This window comes from Lysobacter rhizosphaerae (assembly GCF_054779795.1).
In genome coordinates this window covers 524,827-543,730 of sequence record NZ_BAAGXO010000001.1, presented here as the reverse complement: position 1 = coordinate 543,730, position 18,904 = coordinate 524,827, and the positions used below count along the sequence as shown (strand labels likewise).

Here is an 18,904-nt window from a genome sequence, read left to right as displayed (position 1 = left end):
TGGCCCGACAATCCGGCGAAACCGGAGCCGTCGCGGGATCTGGAATGCCGGGCAGGTTTTCCGCCCGGCGGCTGCTTCAGCGCGAACCGGCGCCCGCGCCCGTGGCGGCCACGGTGGTCTTGCCACCGGCGCCGCGGTAGCGATCGGCGAGCACCGCCACGCGCTGCACATAGCGCTGGGTCTCGGCATAGGGCGGAACGCCCTTGTACTTGTCGACCGCCCCTTCGCCGGCGTTGTAACCGGCGGCGGCGAGCTTCACGTCGCCGTTGAAGCGCTTGAGCAGCCAACCGAGGTACTGGACGCCACCGCGGATGTTCTGCGCCGGGTCGAAGGCATTGCTGACGCCGAAGCGGCGGGCCGTCGCCGGCATGAGCTGCATCAGCCCTTGAGCCCCCACCCTGGAAAGCGCGCCGGGGTTATAGGACGACTCGGCGTGGATGATGGCCCGCACGATGGCCTCCTCCACCCCGAACTGCGCCGCCGAGCTGGCGATTTCGGCGTTGTACGCCGTGGTGTTGAGCCGGATATTGCCGAAATTGACGCCTGGCAGCGCACCGCAGGCGTAGCAGTTCTCGATCTGGAAGATCGGGAAGTCGACCCGGGTCACCTTGACGTTGGCCACCCCTTTCGGCCGGCGGTTGCTGTAGTTGCGCACGCCGTTGGCGTCGATATACGAGTAGGTCAGGGACGAGCCCATGCGCACGAAACGCGCCTTCATGCTCGCGTCACCGACAGGCTTGGGGGTGACGGTCGCCGGCGAGCCAGTCACGGTCATGGCGGGAGTCGCCGTCCCTACTCCGGCCCCTGCGCCGGTCGCAACTGCCGGCGCGGTAGCCGCCGCGCGACTGTGCTTTTCCGGCTGGTAGCTGATGACGGTGCACTTGGCGCCGGCCACGCGTTTGCTGGCGTAGGCACGGGTGCCGTCCGGGCTGTCGCAGCGATAAAGGTTGCCCGCCCACGCAGGCGTCGACGCCAGCGCAGCCACTGCCACCAGAATTCCCCGGAGCCCCCTCATGCGGCGGACTATCCCCTCGTTGAAAGGTCTTTACAAGCCGTTGATTTATATGAACGCGACGCCTATCGCGTTTCGGCCAGCGGGGGCGTGGACCCGCACATCGGTGGCTGTCCTACAATGCGCGCCCGGCGCGGAGTAACCGCCGCCCTCCCGGATTCAACTCTAATGACCGATCGCACCGCCACCGCCGAGGCCGTTCCGGCCTCCTCGCCCCTGCCGCCGAAGGGCAAGCTCTTCATCGAGACCCACGGCTGCCAGATGAACGAGTACGACTCGGCCAAGATGGCCGACGTCCTTGCCGCCAGCGACGGCCTCGAACTGACGACCAATGTCGAGGAAGCCGACGTCATCCTGATCAACACCTGCTCGATCCGCGAGAAGGCCCAGGAAAAGGTGTTCAGCCAGCTCGGCCGCTGGAAGTCGCTCAAACAGGGTGGCAAAGCGGTGGTGATCGGGGTCGGCGGCTGTGTGGCCTCGCAGGAAGGCGACGCCATCATCAAGCGTGCCCCCTACGTCGACCTGGTCTTCGGCCCGCAGACCCTGCACCGCCTGCCCGAGCTCATCCAGGCCAGGCGCGACACCGGCCGGCCGCAGGTCGACATCAGCTTCCCCGAGATCGAGAAGTTCGATCGCCTGCCCGAGCCGCGCGCTGAGGGCCCGAGCGCCTTCGTCTCGATCATGGAAGGCTGCAGCAAGTACTGCTCGTTCTGCGTGGTCCCCTATACCCGCGGCGAGGAGATCAGCCGTCCGTTCGAGGACGTGCTGGTCGAAGTCGCCGACCTTGCCGCGCAGGGCGTGCGCGAGATCAACCTGCTCGGCCAGAACGTCAACGCCTACCGCGGCCCCTACGGGGACGGCGAGATCGCGGACCTCGCCCTGCTGATCCGTGCCATTGCCGAGATCGACGGCATCGGCCGCATCCGCTTCACTACCTCGCACCCGCTGGAATTCTCGGATTCGCTGGTCGAGGCTTATCGCGATGTGCCCAAGCTCGCGAATTACCTGCACCTGCCGGTGCAGGCCGGCAGCGACCGCGTCCTCGCGGCGATGAAGCGCGGCTACACCGCGCTGGAGTTCAAGCAGAAGATCCGCAAGCTGCGCGCGGTGCGACCGGACATCTCGGTCTCGTCCGACTTCATCGTCGGCTTCCCCGGCGAGAGCGACGCCGACTTCGAGAAGACCATGAAGCTGATCGAGGATGTCGGTTTCGACCAGTCGTTCTCGTTCATCTACTCGCGCCGCCCCGGCACGCCCGCCGCCGATCTCGAAGACACCGTCGGCAGCGAGGAAAAGCACGCCCGCCTCTCGCGCCTGCAGGCCACGATCAATGCGAAGGCGCGTGAGATCAGCGACGCCATGGTCGGCAGCGTGCAGAGCGTGCTGGTCGAAGGCCCGTCGAAAAAGGATCCGAACGAACTCACCGGCAAGACCGAGAACATGCGTTCGGTGAACTTCCCGGGCAATCCGCGCCTGGTCGGGCAGTTCGTCGACGTGGTGATCACCGGAGCGATGAGCAATTCGTTGCGCGGGCGCCTCGCGACCGCAGATTGATTGCCCCAGGCCGCTGGCTTGCCGCCACCGGCCTTGCACTCTGATTTCCTCAGTCGAGGCGCTTGGTGAAGCGCAGGATGGACGTGGTCATCATCACGGTGATGAACGCAATCAGCGCCAGCACCTCCGGCCAGAGTTCGAAGATGCTCGCCCCGCGCAGCATCACGCCGCGGATCAGCCGCAGGAAGTGGGTCAGCGGCAACACTTCGGCCAGGTACTGGATGATCTTCGGCATGCCCGAAAACGGAAACATGAAACCCGACAGCAGGATCGACGGCAGGAAGACGAAGAACGTCATCTGCATCGCCTGGAACTGGGACTGCGCCTTCGTCGAGATCATCAGGCCCAGCGAGAGATTGGCCAGGATCAGCAGGATCGTGGCGGCGTAGACGTCGAGCACACTGCCCCGCACCGGGACGTCGAACAGCCAGGCACCGAGCAGCAGCACCAGCGTCGTCTGGATCAGGCCGATACCCGCGAACGGCAACACCTTGCCGATCATCAGTTCGCTGCTGCTGACGGGCGTCGCGATCAGCAACTCCATGTTGCCGCGTTCGCGCTCGCGCACGATGGCGACCGCGGTGAACAGCACCATTGTCATCGTCAGGATGATGCCGATCAGTCCGGGCACGATGTTGATCGCCGAGCGCCGCTCCGGGTTGTAGAAGCCGACGACGCTGATCTGCGAAGGCTTCGGCTTCACGTACGCCGCGCTGTCCAGCGGCGTCTGCGCCAGCTGCACGGCCGCGGCCTGCACCGCGGTGTCGCTGCCATCGACCAGCACCTGCACGGCTTCACGCCCATCGATGCGGCGGCGCTCGAAATCCGGCGGAACCACCACACCGACGCTGATCTCGCCCCGCCGCAGCATCGTCATGAGTTCCTGCGGGCTGCTCGCGTCGCGTACCGGGTTGATGACTCCGGTGTTCTGCATGTCCATGACGAGCGCGCGCGACCCCGCGGTGGCGGCCTGGTCGGAAATCGCGGTATCCAGGTCGCGCAGGGTGAAGTTGATGGCGTAGCCGAACAGCACCAGCTGCATCACCGGAATGCCGACGATCATCGCCAGCGTGATCCGGTCGCGGCGCATCTGCCGCAGTTCCTTCAGCATGATCGCGAAGAGGCGGCGGGGGCTCATGCGGCCTCCTTTGTCTTGGCGGAGCCGCGGGTGGCGGCGACGAAGACGTCTTCGAGATTAGGCTCGGAAGGTTCGACCGTGGCGACCACACCGGCCCCACGCAGCACCTCGGCGATGCGCCCGGCGGCATCGCCGTTCTCGCCCGTGAGCACCCGCAGCGTGTTGCCGATCTGCGCCGCGCTGATGACACCGGGCGTCGCGATCAGCGCCCGCTGCGCGCTACGCGGATGGTCCGCGAGCACTGCCAGCGTGCGGCCTGCAATGGCGCTGGTGAGCTCGGCGGGCGAGCCGTCCGCGACCAGCACGCCGCGGTCGAGGATCGCCAGGCGGTGACAGCGTTCGGCTTCGTCCATGTAATGCGTGGAGACGAGGATCGTCGTGCCGGCGTCGGCGAGCTCGAAGAGTTTCTCCCAGAAGTCGCGGCGCGATTCGGGGTCGACGGCGCTGGTGGGCTCGTCGAGGAACAGCAGTTCCGGCTTGTGGATCACCGCGCCCGCGAGCGCGAGGCGCTGCTTCTGGCCGCCGCTCATTGTGCCGGCGAGTTGCTTCTGGCGATCCTGGAAGTGATAGAGCTCGACCAGCTCATCGATGCGTTGCCTGGCTTTCGCTCGTGGAATGTCCTGCACGGCGGCAAGGAATTCCAGGTTCTCGCGCACGCTGAGGTCGTCGAACAGCGAGAACTTCTGCGTCATGTAGCCGATGCGGAGCCGCAATGCTTCCGCCTGTTTCGGCAAGTGCAGTCCGAGCACCTCGATGTCGCCCTCGGTCGGTGTCATCAGGCCGCAGAGCATGCGGATGGTGGTGGTCTTGCCGGAGCCGTTGGGGCCGAGGAAACCGTAGACGTTCGCCTTGGGTACGCTCAGGTCGACGTGGTCGACCGCCACTAGATCCTTGAAGCGCTTGGTCAGGCCGCGCGCGCGGATGACAAGGTCATCGGCCGGCTGCGCGTTCATTTGCCGAACTCCACGCGCACCGGCAGGCCCGGTGGGAGTGCGGCCTCCTTCGCATTGATCGCAACTTCCGCGACATAACTCAGGCGCGCGGCGTCCCTACCTATCAATGCGTAGTACGGCGTGAACGTCGGCTCGGTGCGGATCAGGCGCACGGTGCCGGCAAGCCCGTCCTTGTGCCCGTTGACGAACACGCGTGCCGCGTCGCCCACCTGGACGTGGGTGCGGATGGGTTCGGGCACGTACACGCGTGCATAGGGCGCGCCGACGAGCAGGATCGCGAGCGGCTGGCCCACGGCGGCCTGGTCGCCAAGCTTGAACGGCAGGCTGTCGACCAGCGCGTCGCGCGGCGCGACGAGGGAGAGCTTGTCGAGCGTCACCTGTTGCGCCGTGGCCTCCGCTTCGGATGCGGCGAGCGCCGCCTGGCCACGCGCGATCTGCTCGCGCCGCGTACCCTTTTCAAGTTCGAGGAGCGAAGCCTGCATCGCGCGTACGGATGCGGCCGTGTTTTCGGCACTGGCGCGCGCCCTGTCGACTTCGGCGGCGGCGATCAGCTGCTGGCGTCCAAGCGGGCGCACGCGTGCATAGAAATCGCTCGCCTCGCGCGCCTGCGCCTGTGCGGCCGCGAGCTGGGCACGCGCCTGCGCGATCGTCTCCGAACGCGGGCCCGCCTCGAGCTCTTCCAGCGATGCACGCTGCGCCGCGGCCTGCGCACGCGACGCTTCGGTCGCAGAGCGCGTGCGGTCGAGTTCGAGGCGCAGGATCGGCTGGCCAGCCTTCACGCGCTGCCCTTCGCGCACGTCGATTGCCGCGATGCGTTCGGCGGCGGGCGCGGGGAGCGTGATGCGGTCGTACTCGAGGGTGCCCAGGGCCTGGGGCGTGTCGTCTCGACAGGCCGACAAGAGCGCGGCGGCGGTGAAGACGACCAACAGCTGCGTGCGGGGGGAACGCATGGCATGGGTTCTCGTGGGAATCGTGCGGGCGTGCATTGCGCTCATGGGATCGCGCTTATTGGAATCAGGAGGCGCCGATGCCGTGGTCCAGCAACGCAATCGCGTGATCGCGCATGGTCGAGGCATCGATGTCGTCGGCGGCGAACAACCGGCGCCAGATCGGCGCGCCGGCGGCGGGGAACAGGGTCAGGCCGATCAGCGAGGTGACGAGCAATCGCGGATCCAGGTCCGGACTGAGCTCGCCGGCTTCCTGCGCGGCGGCGAAGCGCGCGGCGAGCAGTTGCGGCATCTGCGGCGCGACGGTGGTGAAGAGCACTTCGCGCAGCGCGCCGCCCTCGCACAGCACCTCGCGCACCCATAACGGCGGCAGCCAGGGATGGCGCTCGACGGTCGCGCACATGCCGCGGACGAAGCCTGCGATCAGCCCGGAGATGTCGTCGCCCGCCTGCATCGTGGACTCGCGGACTTCGTCGAACGCCGGCATCACGCGTTCGGCGATGACGGCCTGTTGCAGCTGCGTCTTGTCGCCGAAGTAGTAGTGCAGCAGCGCGGGGGTTACCGCGCCTTCGCTGGCGATCGCACGCAGCGAGGTGCCGGCGATGCCTTCACGGGCGAAACAGGCGACCGCTGCGTCGAGCAGCCGGGCCCGCAGGTCGGGGCCGTCGCCCATCGGGCGACCCGGGGTGCGCTTGGGTTTTCCAGGCCCCCGGGTGGCCCGGGCCCTGCTGGAAACCTTGGTTTTATTGGGGTGCGCCTCAGTCATGGTCCAAATAATTAATTCAATGATCAATTATTTGCAAGAGTGGTCCGACGGACGGCCCCTGCCCCGACCGGGACATGCCTCACGGGGCGGAATCGCCCCCTGCCCATTCGCTCTTACGGCGCGCGGCCCCGCTTATTTCCCGCCAGCGCGATAGACCGGCCGGCCATCGACATAGGTGGCCTGCACGGTCAGGTTGCGCAGTTGCGCAGGCTCGATCGCCAGCGGGTCCTCGGCCACGATCACGAAGTCGGCGCGCTTGCCGACTTCGAGGCTGCCGACGTCGTCCTCCGCGAATCCCGCGTACGCGGCATCCAGGGTGAAGCCGCGCAGCGCCTCGTACGCCGTCAGTTTTTCCTCGGGGCGCCAGCCGCCGGCTGGCTTGCCATCGCCATCGGCCCGCGTGGTGGCGGCATACAGGCCAAGGCGCGGATCCACCGACTCGATCGGGAAGTCGGAACCCAGCGCCAGGCGGGTTCCGCTGTCGCGCAGCAACCGCCACGCGTAGGCCCCGACGATGCGCTGCGGACCAATGCGCTGCTCGGCCCATGGCATGTCGCTGGTGGCATGCGTGGGCTGCATCGAAGCGATCACGTGCAACTGGGCGAGGCGCGGAAGGTCGTCGAGGGCAAGCACCTGGGCGTGTTCGATGCGCCAGCGATGGTCGCTCGTCGTGGCCTCGTCGCCGAGCACGCGTGCATAGGCATCGAGCACCTCGCGATTGCCGCGGTCGCCGATGGCATGCGTAGCCACCTGCACGCCGCAACGCTTCGCCTTTTCCGCGATCTTCGCCAACGCATCGGGCGGGGTAAGCAACAGGCCGCGGTTGCCGTGGTCGTCGCTGTAGTCCTGGAGCAAGGCCGCGCCGCGACTGCCCAGCGCGCCGTCCATGTAGAGCTTGACTGTGCGCATCTTCAATCGCCCGGCGGGATGCGCGTACAGGCCATCGCTGCAGAGCCTGGCCAGTGCCGCACCGTCGGCATCGGCCATCGCGGTGATGCGAAGCGGCAGCCTTCCGGCATCCGCGAGCCGGGTGTAGCGCTGCAATTGGGCTAACGGAATCCCGGCGTCGTGCACCCCGGTCAGCCCGTGCGAGACCGCTTCCTGCATGCCCAGTTCGAGCGCGCGCGTTGCGGTGGCCTCGTCCAGCGGCGGCATTGCGGTATCGACCAGATCCTGCGCGTTGTCGATGAAGACGCCGGTGGCGCGTCCTTGCGCATCGCGCACGATGCGGCCGCCGTCCGGCTGCCACTCGCCGGCGAGGTCCCGCTTCAGCAGGCGCATCGCGGCGCTGTTGGCCCAGGCGGCGTGGCCATCGATGCGGCGCAACCACACCGGCCGGTCCGGGAAGGCCGCGTCGAGCTCGACGGCCGTCGGGAACTCCTTTTCCGGCCAGTCGTTCTGGTCCCAGCCGCGGCCCAGCAGCCAGGCCTGCGGCGGCAGCTCGCGCGCGAAAGCGCGCAGCCGCTGCAGGATGTCCTGCTTGTCCCGGGTACCCCGGAGGTCTACCTGCAGCTTCGTCAGCCCGAGCCCCTCCACGTGGCCATGGGCATCGATCAGGCCCGGGATCACGGTCGCATTGCCGGCCTCGATGCGCTTGGCACCGGGATAGCGCGCCAGCAATTCCGCCGTGCCGCCCAATGCCAGGATGCGACCATCACCGTCGTAGGCCATCGCCTGAGCGTGAGGCTGCTCGTGATCCATCGTGTGGATTCGCGCGGCGCTCACCACGGTGACCTGTAGCGTGCCCGCAACGGCAACATGCGACGCGAACAACAGCGCCAGCAAGATTCGGATATCACGCATCGACCAGCCCCCTTTCCACCCCAGGCGTCGACTTTGCGAAAAAGCCCCCACAGGCGCAAGCTTTCGCTGCTGCCTCCGAGAGTGCCTTTCGAAGACCCCCAGATGCCTTCCCGCACCGTTTCCGAATTCGCCCTCGAGCCCGCCGAGACCGAGCGCCTGGCCAACCTCAGCGGCCCATTCGACAGCCACCTGCGCATGATCGAGCTGCGCCTCGGCGTGGAGATCGCCAACCGCGGAAACGTGTTCCGCGTCGACGGCTCCGAAACGGCTGTCAACAAGACGGAACGGTTGCTGCGCCAGCTGTGGAACGAGGCCGCCGACACCACGCTCACCGAGCCCGACATCCACCTGCAGCTCACCGAATACGAGGCGGACGATATCGCCGCCAGCGACATCGAGCCGCAGGAAGTCACCATCCGCGTAAAGCGCGGCACCCTGCGCGCCCGCGGCGCCAACCAGGCGAAATACCTGCACGCGATCGCCACGCACGACATCAACTTCGGTATCGGTCCGGCCGGCACCGGCAAGACGTTCCTGGCCGTGGCAATGGCGGTGGAGGCACTGAACGAGGCCCGCGTGCAACGCCTGGTGCTGGTGCGCCCGGCGGTGGAGGCCGGCGAGAAGCTGGGCTTCCTGCCGGGCGACCTGACCCAGAAGGTCGACCCTTACCTGCGCCCGCTCTACGATGCCCTGTACGAGATGCTTGGCGTGGAAAAAGTGGTCAAGCTGCTGGAAAGGAACGTCATCGAGATTGCTCCGCTCGCCTACATGCGCGGACGCACGCTTAACGACGCGTATGTGATCCTCGACGAAGCGCAGAACACCACGATCGAGCAGATGAAGATGTTCCTGACCCGCATCGGCTTCGGCAGCACGGCCGTGGTGACCGGCGACATGACCCAGATCGACCTGCCCAAGCACCAGAAGTCCGGGCTGAAGGATGCGCTGGAAGTGTTGCGCAACGTCAACGGGATCAGCTTCACCTTCTTCGAGTCGCGCGATGTCGTGCGCCACCCCCTGGTGGCGCGCATCGTCAATGCCTACGACGCCCGCGATTCGGCGGACGCACAGACCGGGCCGGCTCCCTGAGCATGGTCTTCTTCAGCATGGTCTTCTCCCATCACCATCGACAGGACTACAACGCATGACCGTCGGCCCGGTTCGTCTTGATGTCAGTGTCAGCTATGCGGTTCCGCGCGTCGGCGTCCCCTCGGCGGTGAGCTTCCGGAAATGGGTGGCCGCGGCGCTCGAGAACCGCATCCGCGAAGCGGACCTCGCCATACGCATCGTCGGCGCCAAGGAAGCGCGTGCCCTCAACCGGCATTACCGCGGCAAGGATTACGCGACCAACGTCCTGAGCTTCCCCGCCGAACTGCCGGATGGACTGCCCAAGGGCGTGAAGCTGCCGCTGCTCGGCGACCTCGTGATCTGCGCCCCCGTGGTGGCGCGCGAGGCCAAGGAACAGAAGAAACACCTGGTCGAGCACTACGCGCACTTGACCGTGCACGGTGCCCTGCACCTGCTCGGCTGGGACCATGAGAACGAAGCCGACGCGATCTGCATGGAACAGCTGGAACGGGAGATCCTGGCGGGAATGGGGATCGAGGACCCCTACGTCCTCGCCTGACACGCCGCCGTCATAGCCGGGCGTCGCAGGACCGCCGCGCTCAGGTGTGCGCCCTCGCCCCGTTGTGCTTGCGTCCTGCCCCGTCGTGCCGTGCGCGGGTGCGCGCCGCTTTCCGCGCCGCTTGCGAACGGCCTTCCGCACCCTTGGTGCGTACCTCCTTCTTCGCCGCCACCGAGCGCTCGCTGGCCGTGCGCTTGCGCGCCGCCTTCTTCGCCTGCCGTGACAACGCCAACGTGCTCGCCGCCGCGTGCCCTTCGCGCTTGAGCGCCTGGGTCGTCGCGCGCGAGCGGGTCTTCGACGGGGCTGCGGCGGCCCTTGTCGCGGCCTTTGTCGCGGCCTTTGTCGCGGCCTTTGTCGCGGCCTTTGTCGCGGCCTTTGTCGCGGACTTTGTGGCGGCCTTTCGCGCGGTCGTCTTGCGGGCGCCGGTCTTCGCGGCGGCCTTCTTCACGGTGGCTTTCCTGGCCACTGTCCGGCCCGTGGCGGTCTTGCTCACGGTCTTGCGCGCGGCCTTCCGGGTGGTCGCCTTGCGCGCGCGAGGCGCCCCCGCCTCGGCATCCTGTCGCACCTTGCGCAGGGTTCCTTCGGAGGCCGCGCCCTTCTTCGGCGCTGGCAGTTCCACGCCAGCGCGACGCGCCTTCGACAGGCCGATCGCGATCGCCTGTTTGGCCGAACGCGCACCGTGCTTGCCCTCGCGGATGTGGTCGATTTCCTCGCGGACGAATTCGCCGGCCTGCGTGCTCGCCGCCTTGCCTTCGCGCTTGTCCTTGCTGGCGCGTTTCAGGGTGCGTTTCCCAGGCATTTCGCAGTCCTCCGCGGGGGCCCGCGGCGATTATCCGTTCGGCCCCGGGATGCCATGGTGAAACCCTTGTCCCCCTTCCGCGCTAGACTTCCACGGTCCGCCCACCCCCCGGGCGTTGCCGAAACACCATGTCCGAGGACGACAGTAGTACCCCGCAGGAGCACCCCGAGCGCCGGCGCGGCTGGCTGGAACGCATCAGCACGATGCTCTCCGGCGAGCCCAGCACGCGCGAAGGCCTGGTAGAGCTTCTCCGCGATGCCCAGGCCGATGGCCTGATAGCCGCCGACACCCTGCGCATGATGGAAGGCGCGATCGCCGTATCCGACCTGACCGTCGGCGACGTGATGATCCCGCGCGCGCAGATGGTCGCCCTGCCCGCGGATGAGCCGCTGCTCGAACTCATGAAGCGCGTGGTCGAGTCCGGCCACTCGCGTTTCCCCGTCCACGGCGATGAGAAGGACGAGATTCTCGGCATCCTGCTGGCCAAGGACCTGCTGCGCGGGGTCGTCGCCGACAACGGCCCGGGCAGCATCCACTCCCTGCTGCGTCCGGCCGTGCTGATTCCCGAATCCAAGCGCCTCAACGTGCTGCTGCGCGAGTTCCGCCAGTCGCGCAACCACATGGCGATCGTGATCGACGAGCACGGCGGCGTCGCCGGACTGGTCACCATCGAGGACGTACTCGAGCAGATCGTCGGCGACATCGACGACGAGCACGACGAAGCCGAGGACCCGCAGGCGCTGATGCGCGCCCAGGCCGATGGCCTGTTCGTGGTCGACGCACTGACGCCGATCGCGGACTTCAACGAGCGCTTCGACGCCGACTTCGACGACGACGAGTACGACACCATCGGTGGCCTGATCACGGCGGCCATTGGGCATCTGCCGGAAGCCGGCGAGGAACTCTCGATGGGCCGCTTCGTGTTCCGGGTCGCCACGGCAGACGCGCGCCGCGTGCATGCGTTCCACGTGGACGTGCTCGGCAATGCGTGACGCACATGGGTCCCTTCCCGTCGCGAGGGGAAGGGCGGGTTCCCTGAAGCGCTGGCTGCTGCCGGGCCTGCTCTGGCTGGTGTCGCTGGGCGCGTTCGCGCAGGGAGCTCCGGCGCCCTCCCCCATGGAAGCAGCGCCCCCGGCAACGGCGGAGGCCGCGCCACGCATCGGCATCATGGTCATGCAGCCGGGGGAGATCTTCTGGGAGCGTTTCGGTCACGATTCGGTGCTGGTGGCCGATCCGCGGACCGGCGAAGCGATCTCGTACAACTTCGGCTTCTTCGATCCGACCGAACCCGACTTCATCTCCCGCTTCGTCCGCGGCGACATGCGCTACCGCCTCGCGGCCGTGCCCTACACGGATGACCTGATCCTGTATCGCGAGGAAGGCCGCGGCGTCAGCGTGCAATGGCTCGACCTCGATGACGCGCAGGCGCGCGAGATAACCACTGCGCTCGCCGAGAACGCGAAGCCGGAAAACGCGTTCTATCGCTACGACTACTTCAAGGACAACTGCTCCACGCGCGTGCGCGATGCCGTCGACCACGCACTGGCCGGCGGCTTGCTCAAGCAGGTCCAGGGCCGCTCGCAGGGCCTGACCTGGCGCGACGAGGCGCTGCGCCTGGCCTCCCCGGCACCGTGGATGTGGCTGGGATTCGACGTCGGCCTCGGGCCCGCCGCGGACCAGCCGATGACGTTGTGGGAACAGGCGTTCGTGCCGCGCCGGCTGTCCGACATCCTGCTGGACGCCAGGAACAATTCGGGCCAGCCACTGGTGCGCGACCGCCAGGACATCCTCCCCCATCGCATCGCCCCCGAACCCGTGGCCCGCGCGACGCGCTGGTGGTTGTGGGGCCTGTGGGGCCTCGCGATCGGCGTCGTCGTCGCATGGGCGGGAAAGCGTGGTTCGCGCGCGTTGGGCGCGGCGCTGCTGACCTTCTGGCTGGTTTCGGGTGCGATCGGCGCGCTGATGTTGTTCCTGTGGTTCGGCACCGCGCATGTCATGGGATGGGCCAACCACAATCTCTTCCTGCTCAATCCGCTGGCCTGGCTCGCATTGCCGGGCGCCTGGGGACTGGTGCGCGGGCGCATGCCGGGTCGCTGGACGGCGGGCATCACCCTGCTGATGGCGCTGTCCGCCGTGGCCGGCCTGCTCTTGCATTGGGTGAGCGCGCAACCACAAGCCAACCTGCATTGGATCGCCCTGCTGCTGCCGCTGCATGCCGCGACTGCCTGGACGTTCTCCCTTCGCAACCCCCGGTGAACCTGGCGCGCGCGCGTGTTGCGCCTGGTCGGGCGAAGGGGGCACGATGCCGCGCATGAAGGACCCCACGCTCCCCCAGTGCGTCATCAACTGCGTCGCCTACGACCGTGACGGCCAGCGCCGCGACGTCAGCCTCGACGCGATCAGCGACGTGCTGGCGGTCGACGACGGCAGCTTCGTCTGGGTCGGCCTCTACGAGCCGGACGAGAGCGTCCTCGACAAGCTGCAGGAGGAATTCGGCCTGCATGACCTCGCGGTGGAGGATGCGCACAACGCGCACCAGCGCCCGAAGATCGAGGCCTACGGCAATTCGCTGTTCATTGCGATCCATACCGCGCAGAAGGTGGACAGCCACATCCGCTTCGGCGAAACGCACCTCTTCGTCGGGCCGCGCTACCTGGTGACCGTACGGCACGGCGCGTCGAGCAGCTACGCGCCCGCACGCGCACGCATGGAACGCGAGCCGGAGATGATGAAGCATGGCCCCGGAGCCGCGTTGTATGCAGTCCTGGACATGGTAGTCGACAACTACACGCCGATCATCGACGAGTTCAACCAGGAACTGAACGAACTCGAGCAGGACGTTTTCGCCGATGCTTTCCGCAAGGATACGGTGCACAAGCTGTACGACCTCAAGCGCGAACTCACCCGCCTGCGGTTGGCGGCTTCGCCGCTGCAGGACATCCTGGGCCAGCTGATGCGTGCACGCACCACGCTGATCGACGAGGAGATCCAGCTCTATTTCCGCGACGTGCACGACCACACCGTGCGCCTCAACGAAAGCACCGACACGCTGCGCGAAATGCTCACCGCGGCGATGACGGTGAACCTGTCGCTGGTCACCGTGCAGCAGGGCGAAACCGTCAAGCGCCTGGGCGCCTGGGCGGCGCTGCTGGCCGCGCCGACCCTGATCGCAAGCTGGTACGGCATGAACTTCACCCACATGCCGGAGCTGGCCGGGCGCCACAGCTACTGGATCCTGATCGGCGTGAACGTGGTGATCTGCGCGGTGCTGTACGGGATGTTCAAGCGCGCGAAGTGGCTGTAACCACGCGCTGATCCGGGCAGCCGTGCCGGCCGCGCCGCGGAAATCCCACCGCCATCATTGATTTCCCCCGGAACTCGGGCGACGCTTCGGGCTTCCCCGGAGGGTCGTCAATGCAACGCTTTTCCTGGCTCATCTGGGCCGCGCTTACCGTCGTGGCCGTTGCCAGCGTGGGCACGCTGGCCCTGCACCGCGGCGAAACCATCAGCGCCATGTGGCTGGTGGCCGCGGCCATGTCCGTGTTTGCCATCGCCTATCGCTTCTATGGCCGCTACATCGCGAACGTCGCACTGGGCGTCGACGCGACGCGTGCAACGCCCGCTTGGCGGCGCAACGATGGCCTGGACTATGTCCCCACCGAACGCAGCGTGCTGTTCGGCCACCACTTTGCCGCCATCGCCGGCGCGGGCCCCCTGGTGGGCCCGGTACTGGCGGCACAGATGGGCTACCTGCCGGGCACGCTGTGGATCCTCGCCGGCGTGGTCTTTGCCGGTGCGGTGCAGGACATGCTGGTCCTGTTTTTCTCCACGCGCCGCGATGGCCGCTCGCTCGGCGAGATGATCCGCGCGGAGATGGGCGGCGCCGCGGGCGTCACCGCGATGATCGGCATCCTCTTCATCATGGTGATCCTGCTCGCCGTGCTCGCGCTGGTCGTGGTGAAGGCGCTGGCGCAGAGCCCGTGGGGCACGTTCACGGTGGCGATGACTATCCCGATCGCGGTGCTGATGGGCGTGTACCTGCGCTACTTCCGGCCCGGCCGCATCCTCGAAGTGTCGGTGATCGGCCTGGCGCTGCTGCTGCTGGCGATCTGGATCGGTGGCCTGGTCGCGGCCGATCCACAATGGTCGGCGGTATTCCGCCTGGAGGCGACCACGCTGGCCTGGCTGCTGATCGGCTACGGTTTCATCGCCGCCGTGCTGCCGGTATGGCTGCTGCTCGCGCCACGCGACTACCTCAGCACTTTCCTCAAGATCGGCACCATCGGCCTGCTGGCAATCGCGATCTTCATCGCCACGCCCGACCTGCAGATGCCGGCGCTCTCGCGTTTCATCGACGGCACCGGCCCGGTCTTCAGCGGAAAGCTCTTTCCGTTTCTCTTCATCACCATCGCCTGCGGCGCGGTATCCGGCTTCCACTCGCTGATCAGTTCCGGCACGACGCCCAAGATGCTCGCCAGCGAATCGCACATCCTGCCGATCGGTTACGGCGGCATGCTGATGGAGGCCTTCGTCGCGGTGATGGCGCTCGTCGCGGCCTGCGTGCTGCAGCCGGGCGTCTATTTCGCGATGAATGCGCCGGCGTCGCTGATTGGTTCGACCGTCGACTCCGCCGCAGCAGCGATTTCCAACTGGGGCTTCGTCATCACGCCCGACGTGCTCGCGGCCACCGCGAAGGAAATCGGCGAGGAAACCCTGCTCTCGCGCACCGGCGGCGCCCCGACGCTGGCGGTCGGCATGGCGCAGATCCTCCACGGCATCTCTGGCGGCACCGGGATGATGGCGTTCTGGTACCACTACGCGATCCTGTTCGAGGCCTTGTTCATCCTGACCACCCTCGATGCCGGTACGCGCGTCGCGCGCTTCATGCTCCAGGACATGCTGGGCATGGCGCACCCATCGCTGGCGCGCACCGAGAACTGGGGGGCGAACGTCCTGTGCACGGGGATCGCGGTCGCGGGCTGGGGCTGGTTCCTGTACCAGGGCGTCGTCGATCCACTCGGGGGCATCAACACACTGTGGCCGTTGTTCGGCATCGCCAACCAGATGCTGGCAGGGATCGCGCTGGTGTTCTGCTGCGTGATCATGGTGAAGATGAAGCGCGGGAAGTACCTGTGGATCCCGCTGTTGCCGACCGCATGGCTGCTGCTGTGCACGCTCACCGCCAGCTGGCAGAAGATCTTCCACGATGATCCCAAGATCGGGTTCCTGGCCAGTGCGCGCAGGTTCACCGACGCGATTGCGCGTGGCGAAGTAGTGGCTCCGGCGAAGTCGATCGAAGAGATGCGGCGCCTGGTGTTCAACTACCAGGTCGATGTGGTGCTGTGCGCCGTGTTCATCGTGGTCGTGCTGTCGACCGTGTTCTTCGGCGCACGGGCCGCGCTGGCGGCGCGACGGGCCCACGCGCCCACCACGCGCGAAAGCGACTACGTGGCGCTCGACAGCGTGCTGGCCAAGCCGACGGCATGATCACCGTCCTGCGAACGCTGCTGCGGGACATCTGGTCGAACGCCGCGCGAACGGCGCGGCTCGCGATCGGCATTCCGGACTACGGGGCGTATATCGAGCACATGCGCAGCCATCATCCGCAGCTCGCACCGATGGGGCGCGACGCGTTCTTCCGGGAGCGCATGGCGGCGCGGTACGGCAAGGGGCGGTCGCGCTGCTGCTGAGTCGCGGTTAGCGGACGGTGTCCCAGCCGGTGCGCTTGCGCCGGTCCTTGCCGCTGCGGCGATCGTCCTTGGTCGGTTCGAACCGGATCATTTCGCGCCGGTCCTCGCCCTGCCTGCGATCGCCACCCTTGCGGCGTTCCGGCCCCCGGTACGGCTCCGGCGGCTTGCGGAAATCGTCGGTCATTTCTGTCCCCTGCGACTGTCCCCGGCAGCGAGCATACGCCCAATCCGGACAGCCAGAACAACGGGCTGGCCCCCGGAATCCGGCCATCCGACGCATCACCGATGCAGCCCATCCCGCCAACGGAATGGCCACTGAAGTGCGGGGCGGTCTGGATGGAAACACGGCAGGCCGGGCCGCAACACGTCGTCACGATGCCGTCACCAGCTCGCGCAATCGCTCAGTCTCCTGCCCAGCCAAAAAGAAAGGGCGGAGCCGCAGCTCCGCCCTTCTTCATCCAGGCCAATGCAAGCGCTTACTGACCGATGTGCTGCTTCAACCAGCCATTGACCGTGTCATGCCATTGAATGGAGTTCTGCGGCTTCAGCACCCAATGGTTCTCATCGGGGAAGTAGAGGAACTTCGACTCCACGCCCTTGCGCTGCAGCGCCGTGAACAGCGCGATGCCCTGCTCTGCCGGGATGCGGAAATCCTGCTGGCCATGGATGACCAGCATCGGCACGCGGAAGTCGGCGACGTGGTTGGCCGGGTTGAACTTCTGGTAACCCTGCGGATTCTCGAACGGTGTGCCGCCGTTTTCCCATTCGCTGAACCACAGCTCCTCGGTCGCGTAGCCCATGGCGTTGTTCTCGAACACACCGTCGTGGCTCACCAGGCACTTCCACGGCTGGTTCCAGTTGCCCGCGATCCAGTTGACCATGAAGCCGCCGTAGCTCGCGCCCAGCGCACAGGCCTTGTCGCCATCGAGGAAGGCGAACTGCTGCTGCGCCGCGGCCCAACCCTTCTGGAGGTCTTCCAGCGGGCGATCGCCCCAGTGCTGGCTGATCGCATCGGTGAAGGCCTGGCCGTAGCCGGTGGAGCCGTGGAAGTCGATCATCACCACCGCGTAGCCCTGGCCCGCGTAGGTCTGCGGATTCCAGCGGTAGCTCCAGCCGTTACCGAAGCTGCCCTGCGGACCGCCATGGATGAGGAAGGCGACCGGATACTTCTTGCCCTTCTTGTAGTTCCACGGCTTGACCACGTAACCGTGCACCGTCTCGTTGTTCCAGCCCGCGAACTTGAACTGCTCGTAGTCGCCGAAGCGGACATCCGGCAGCATCTGGCCGGCGCTCTGCGTGATCGGGCGCTGCGGCGCGTGGCCATCCGCGCTGGTGGTGAAGATCTGGTCGCCACTCTTCAGCGACGAACGCGTGAACGCGAGCGTCGGGCCAGCCAGTGCGAACGAGGTGACGGAGCCATCGGCGCCGAACACGCTGCTCACTTCGCCATTGGCGATCGACACGGCGAACAGCGGCTCCTGTCCGAGTTCCTGCGCGGTCGTGTAGATGCTCTTGCCATCCGTCGACAAGGTGATGCCATTGGCCGATGCGTCCCAACGCGGCGCGATCTCGCGCGTCGAGCCGGAGGCCAGGTCCATCGCCATCAACGCGAAGCGATCCGCTTCGAAGCCGGGGCGCTTCATGGCGCGGTAGTACAGCGTCTTGCCATCCGCGCTGAACACCGGCGTGGTGTCCCAGGCCGGATTGGCGGCCGTGAGGTTTTTCGCCGCGCCACCGCCGTCGGCATTGACCAGGTACAGGTCGAAGTTGGTCGAATGGGGCTCGTCCTGGTCGGACTTGCGCGCGCTCAGCACGAGCTGCTTGCCGTCGGGCGACCACTCGTATTCGCTCTGGTCGCCGAAAGGCCTGGACGGCACATCGCCGATCACGTCGGCGCCCACCAGCGTTCCCGTGTTCGCCATCGTCGTGCCATCGCCGAGGCCGGTGACGAAGAGGCGGTTGAGGCGCCCGTCATTCCATGCATCCCAATGGCGGATGAAGATGCGGTCGAACAGGACGCCCGAATTCTTCTGCTTGCCACGCTCCTCCATGCGCTTGGGGCTGCACGCGAGGTCACTGCCGCAGTCCGCGAACGCCTCGACGCTGAAGGCCAGGCGCTTGCCATCCGGCGAGAGCTTGTAGCTGCCGATGTCGCTGGGGAAATCGGTGAGGCGGACCGGCTCGCCGCCGCGCGTGGGGATCGCGTACAGCTGCATGGATCCCGACTTCGCGCTGAGGAAATATACGGTGCTGCCGTCGCTCGAGAACGACGCCGAGTTCACGTTCCAGCCATCCGGCGTCAGGCGCTTGGGCGGCGCGGCATCGCGCGCGAACAGGTCTTCGATCCACAGCGCCGTCGACGACTTGTTGGCGGACACGTCCACCACGCGCTTGGCGAACACCAGCGTGCGGCCATTGGGCGACAGCGTGGGAGCGGATACGCGGTCGAGCGCGGCGAGGTCACGGACCTCGAAACCGCGCGCGGCGGCGGCATCGAACGAAGGCAGGGCCGCCGCAAGGAGCAGGGGCAGGACGGCATGACGCAGATTCATCGGAACTCCGGGCGGGACAACGAAGGTCCCGATGTTAGGCGGCCGGCCCCTGTCGTCGCAAAG

General features: G+C 67.0%; 17 protein-coding genes. 8 read left to right on the top strand and 9 right to left on the bottom strand.

The features are described 5' to 3' along the window. Positions 1–76 precede the first annotated feature (76 nt). Complete coding sequence (locus ACYVGE_RS02495) at positions 77–1,015, bottom strand: lytic transglycosylase domain-containing protein (RefSeq protein ID WP_460726749.1); 939 nt, start codon at positions 1,013–1,015, stop codon at positions 77–79. Between the two features lie 165 nt (positions 1,016–1,180). Here ACYVGE_RS02495 and miaB point away from each other — a divergent pair, with 165 nt between their 5' ends. Continuing rightward, the gene (gene miaB, locus ACYVGE_RS02490) at positions 1,181–2,566 is read left to right on the top strand and encodes a tRNA (N6-isopentenyl adenosine(37)-C2)-methylthiotransferase MiaB (protein WP_460726747.1); all 1,386 of its coding nucleotides are present in this window, start codon (positions 1,181–1,183) and stop codon (positions 2,564–2,566) included. A gap of 49 nt (positions 2,567–2,615) precedes the next feature. Here miaB and ACYVGE_RS02485 read toward each other — a convergent pair whose 3' ends face one another. The 5 genes from ACYVGE_RS02485 to ACYVGE_RS02465 form a co-directional block, all read right to left on the bottom strand. Next, positions 2,616–3,704 carry an ABC transporter permease gene (locus ACYVGE_RS02485; protein WP_460726745.1) on the bottom strand — a complete coding sequence of 363 codons (1,089 nt, stop codon included), beginning with the start codon at positions 3,702–3,704 and terminating at the stop codon, positions 2,616–2,618. Beyond that, positions 3,701–4,627 (bottom strand): ABC transporter ATP-binding protein, encoded by a 927-nt coding sequence (locus ACYVGE_RS02480; RefSeq protein WP_460727288.1) that lies wholly within the window; start codon positions 4,625–4,627, stop codon positions 3,701–3,703. The genes ACYVGE_RS02485 and ACYVGE_RS02480 overlap by 4 nt, the downstream gene beginning before the upstream one ends. Positions 4,628–4,653: 26 nt before the next feature. Continuing rightward, positions 4,654–5,607, bottom strand: a complete 954-nt coding sequence (locus tag ACYVGE_RS02475) for an HlyD family secretion protein (RefSeq protein WP_460726743.1) — start codon at positions 5,605–5,607, stop codon at positions 4,654–4,656. Between the two features lie 64 nt (positions 5,608–5,671). After that, entirely contained in the window at positions 5,672–6,277 is a 606-nt protein-coding gene (locus ACYVGE_RS02470; protein ID WP_460726741.1) for a TetR/AcrR family transcriptional regulator, read from the bottom strand. Positions 6,278–6,502: 225 nt separating this feature from the next. Further along, positions 6,503–8,173, bottom strand: a complete 1,671-nt coding sequence (locus tag ACYVGE_RS02465) for an amidohydrolase (protein ID WP_460726739.1) — start codon at positions 8,171–8,173, stop codon at positions 6,503–6,505. A gap of 102 nt (positions 8,174–8,275) precedes the next feature. On the opposite strand from ACYVGE_RS02465, the gene ACYVGE_RS02460 reads away from it, so the two are divergent. Both ACYVGE_RS02460 and ybeY read left to right on the top strand, forming a co-directional pair. After that, positions 8,276–9,262: a PhoH family protein gene (locus ACYVGE_RS02460; protein ID WP_460726737.1), complete on the top strand. Its 987-nt coding sequence runs from the start codon at positions 8,276–8,278 to the stop codon at positions 9,260–9,262. Positions 9,263–9,317: 55 nt separating this feature from the next. Then, positions 9,318–9,800, top strand: a complete 483-nt coding sequence (ybeY, locus tag ACYVGE_RS02455) for an rRNA maturation RNase YbeY (RefSeq protein WP_310051544.1) — start codon at positions 9,318–9,320, stop codon at positions 9,798–9,800. Between the two features lie 40 nt (positions 9,801–9,840). Here the strand turns inward: ybeY and ACYVGE_RS02450 are convergent, their stop codons facing one another. After that, positions 9,841–10,599, bottom strand: a complete 759-nt coding sequence (locus tag ACYVGE_RS02450; protein ID WP_460726735.1) for a DUF6496 domain-containing protein — start codon at positions 10,597–10,599, stop codon at positions 9,841–9,843. Between the two features lie 128 nt (positions 10,600–10,727). Between ACYVGE_RS02450 and ACYVGE_RS02445 the strand changes: the two genes are divergently transcribed. The 5 genes from ACYVGE_RS02445 to ACYVGE_RS02425 all read left to right on the top strand — a co-directional run bounded on the left by ACYVGE_RS02445 (position 10,728) and on the right by ACYVGE_RS02425 (position 16,289). Beyond that, the gene (locus ACYVGE_RS02445; RefSeq protein WP_460726733.1) at positions 10,728–11,591 is read left to right on the top strand and encodes an HlyC/CorC family transporter; all 864 of its coding nucleotides are present in this window, start codon (positions 10,728–10,730) and stop codon (positions 11,589–11,591) included. Then, a complete protein-coding gene (locus tag ACYVGE_RS02440; RefSeq protein ID WP_460726731.1) occupies positions 11,584–12,855 on the top strand; it encodes a lipoprotein N-acyltransferase Lnb domain-containing protein in 1,272 nt (423 codons plus the stop codon). Before ACYVGE_RS02445 ends, ACYVGE_RS02440 begins: the two co-directional genes overlap by 8 nt. A gap of 55 nt (positions 12,856–12,910) precedes the next feature. After that, a complete protein-coding gene (gene corA / locus ACYVGE_RS02435; protein WP_460726729.1) occupies positions 12,911–13,903 on the top strand; it encodes a magnesium/cobalt transporter CorA in 993 nt (330 codons plus the stop codon). A gap of 110 nt (positions 13,904–14,013) precedes the next feature. Continuing rightward, a complete protein-coding gene (locus ACYVGE_RS02430) occupies positions 14,014–16,086 on the top strand; it encodes a carbon starvation CstA family protein (protein ID WP_460726727.1) in 2,073 nt (690 codons plus the stop codon). Continuing rightward, complete coding sequence (locus tag ACYVGE_RS02425) at positions 16,083–16,289, top strand: YbdD/YjiX family protein (RefSeq protein WP_460726725.1); 207 nt, start codon at positions 16,083–16,085, stop codon at positions 16,287–16,289. Before ACYVGE_RS02430 ends, ACYVGE_RS02425 begins: the two co-directional genes overlap by 4 nt. Before the next feature lie 7 nt (positions 16,290–16,296). Here the strand turns inward: ACYVGE_RS02425 and ACYVGE_RS02420 are convergent, their stop codons facing one another. Beyond that, positions 16,297–16,473, bottom strand: a complete 177-nt coding sequence (locus ACYVGE_RS02420; RefSeq protein WP_310051529.1) for a hypothetical protein — start codon at positions 16,471–16,473, stop codon at positions 16,297–16,299. A 292-nt stretch (positions 16,474–16,765) separates the two neighbouring features. After that, the gene (locus ACYVGE_RS02415; protein ID WP_460726723.1) at positions 16,766–18,841 is read right to left on the bottom strand and encodes a S9 family peptidase; all 2,076 of its coding nucleotides are present in this window, start codon (positions 18,839–18,841) and stop codon (positions 16,766–16,768) included. Positions 18,842–18,904 lie beyond the last annotated feature (63 nt).

Excerpts from the sequence above, each read along its gene's own strand:
- ACYVGE_RS02495 (WP_460726749.1), bottom strand. The coding sequence starts at position 1,015 with ATGAGGGGGCTCCGGGGAATTCTGGTGGCAGTGGCTGCGCTGGCGTCG.
- miaB (WP_460726747.1), top strand. The coding sequence starts at position 1,181 with ATGACCGATCGCACCGCCACCGCCGAGGCCGTTCCGGCCTCCTCGCCC.
- ACYVGE_RS02485 (WP_460726745.1), bottom strand. The coding sequence starts at position 3,704 with ATGAGCCCCCGCCGCCTCTTCGCGATCATGCTGAAGGAACTGCGGCAG.
- ACYVGE_RS02475 (WP_460726743.1), bottom strand. The coding sequence starts at position 5,607 with ATGCGTTCCCCCCGCACGCAGCTGTTGGTCGTCTTCACCGCCGCCGCG.
- ACYVGE_RS02470 (WP_460726741.1), bottom strand. The coding sequence starts at position 6,277 with ATGGGCGACGGCCCCGACCTGCGGGCCCGGCTGCTCGACGCAGCGGTC.
- ACYVGE_RS02465 (WP_460726739.1), bottom strand. The coding sequence starts at position 8,173 with ATGCGTGATATCCGAATCTTGCTGGCGCTGTTGTTCGCGTCGCATGTT.
- ACYVGE_RS02460 (WP_460726737.1), top strand. The coding sequence starts at position 8,276 with ATGCCTTCCCGCACCGTTTCCGAATTCGCCCTCGAGCCCGCCGAGACC.
- ybeY (WP_310051544.1), top strand. The coding sequence starts at position 9,318 with ATGACCGTCGGCCCGGTTCGTCTTGATGTCAGTGTCAGCTATGCGGTT.
- ACYVGE_RS02450 (WP_460726735.1), bottom strand. The coding sequence starts at position 10,599 with ATGCCTGGGAAACGCACCCTGAAACGCGCCAGCAAGGACAAGCGCGAA.
- ACYVGE_RS02445 (WP_460726733.1), top strand. The coding sequence starts at position 10,728 with ATGTCCGAGGACGACAGTAGTACCCCGCAGGAGCACCCCGAGCGCCGG.
- ACYVGE_RS02440 (WP_460726731.1), top strand. The coding sequence starts at position 11,584 with ATGCGTGACGCACATGGGTCCCTTCCCGTCGCGAGGGGAAGGGCGGGT.
- corA (WP_460726729.1), top strand. The coding sequence starts at position 12,911 with ATGAAGGACCCCACGCTCCCCCAGTGCGTCATCAACTGCGTCGCCTAC.
- ACYVGE_RS02430 (WP_460726727.1), top strand. The coding sequence starts at position 14,014 with ATGCAACGCTTTTCCTGGCTCATCTGGGCCGCGCTTACCGTCGTGGCC.
- ACYVGE_RS02425 (WP_460726725.1), top strand. The coding sequence starts at position 16,083 with ATGATCACCGTCCTGCGAACGCTGCTGCGGGACATCTGGTCGAACGCC.
- ACYVGE_RS02420 (WP_310051529.1), bottom strand. The coding sequence starts at position 16,473 with ATGACCGACGATTTCCGCAAGCCGCCGGAGCCGTACCGGGGGCCGGAA.
- ACYVGE_RS02415 (WP_460726723.1), bottom strand. The coding sequence starts at position 18,841 with ATGAATCTGCGTCATGCCGTCCTGCCCCTGCTCCTTGCGGCGGCCCTG.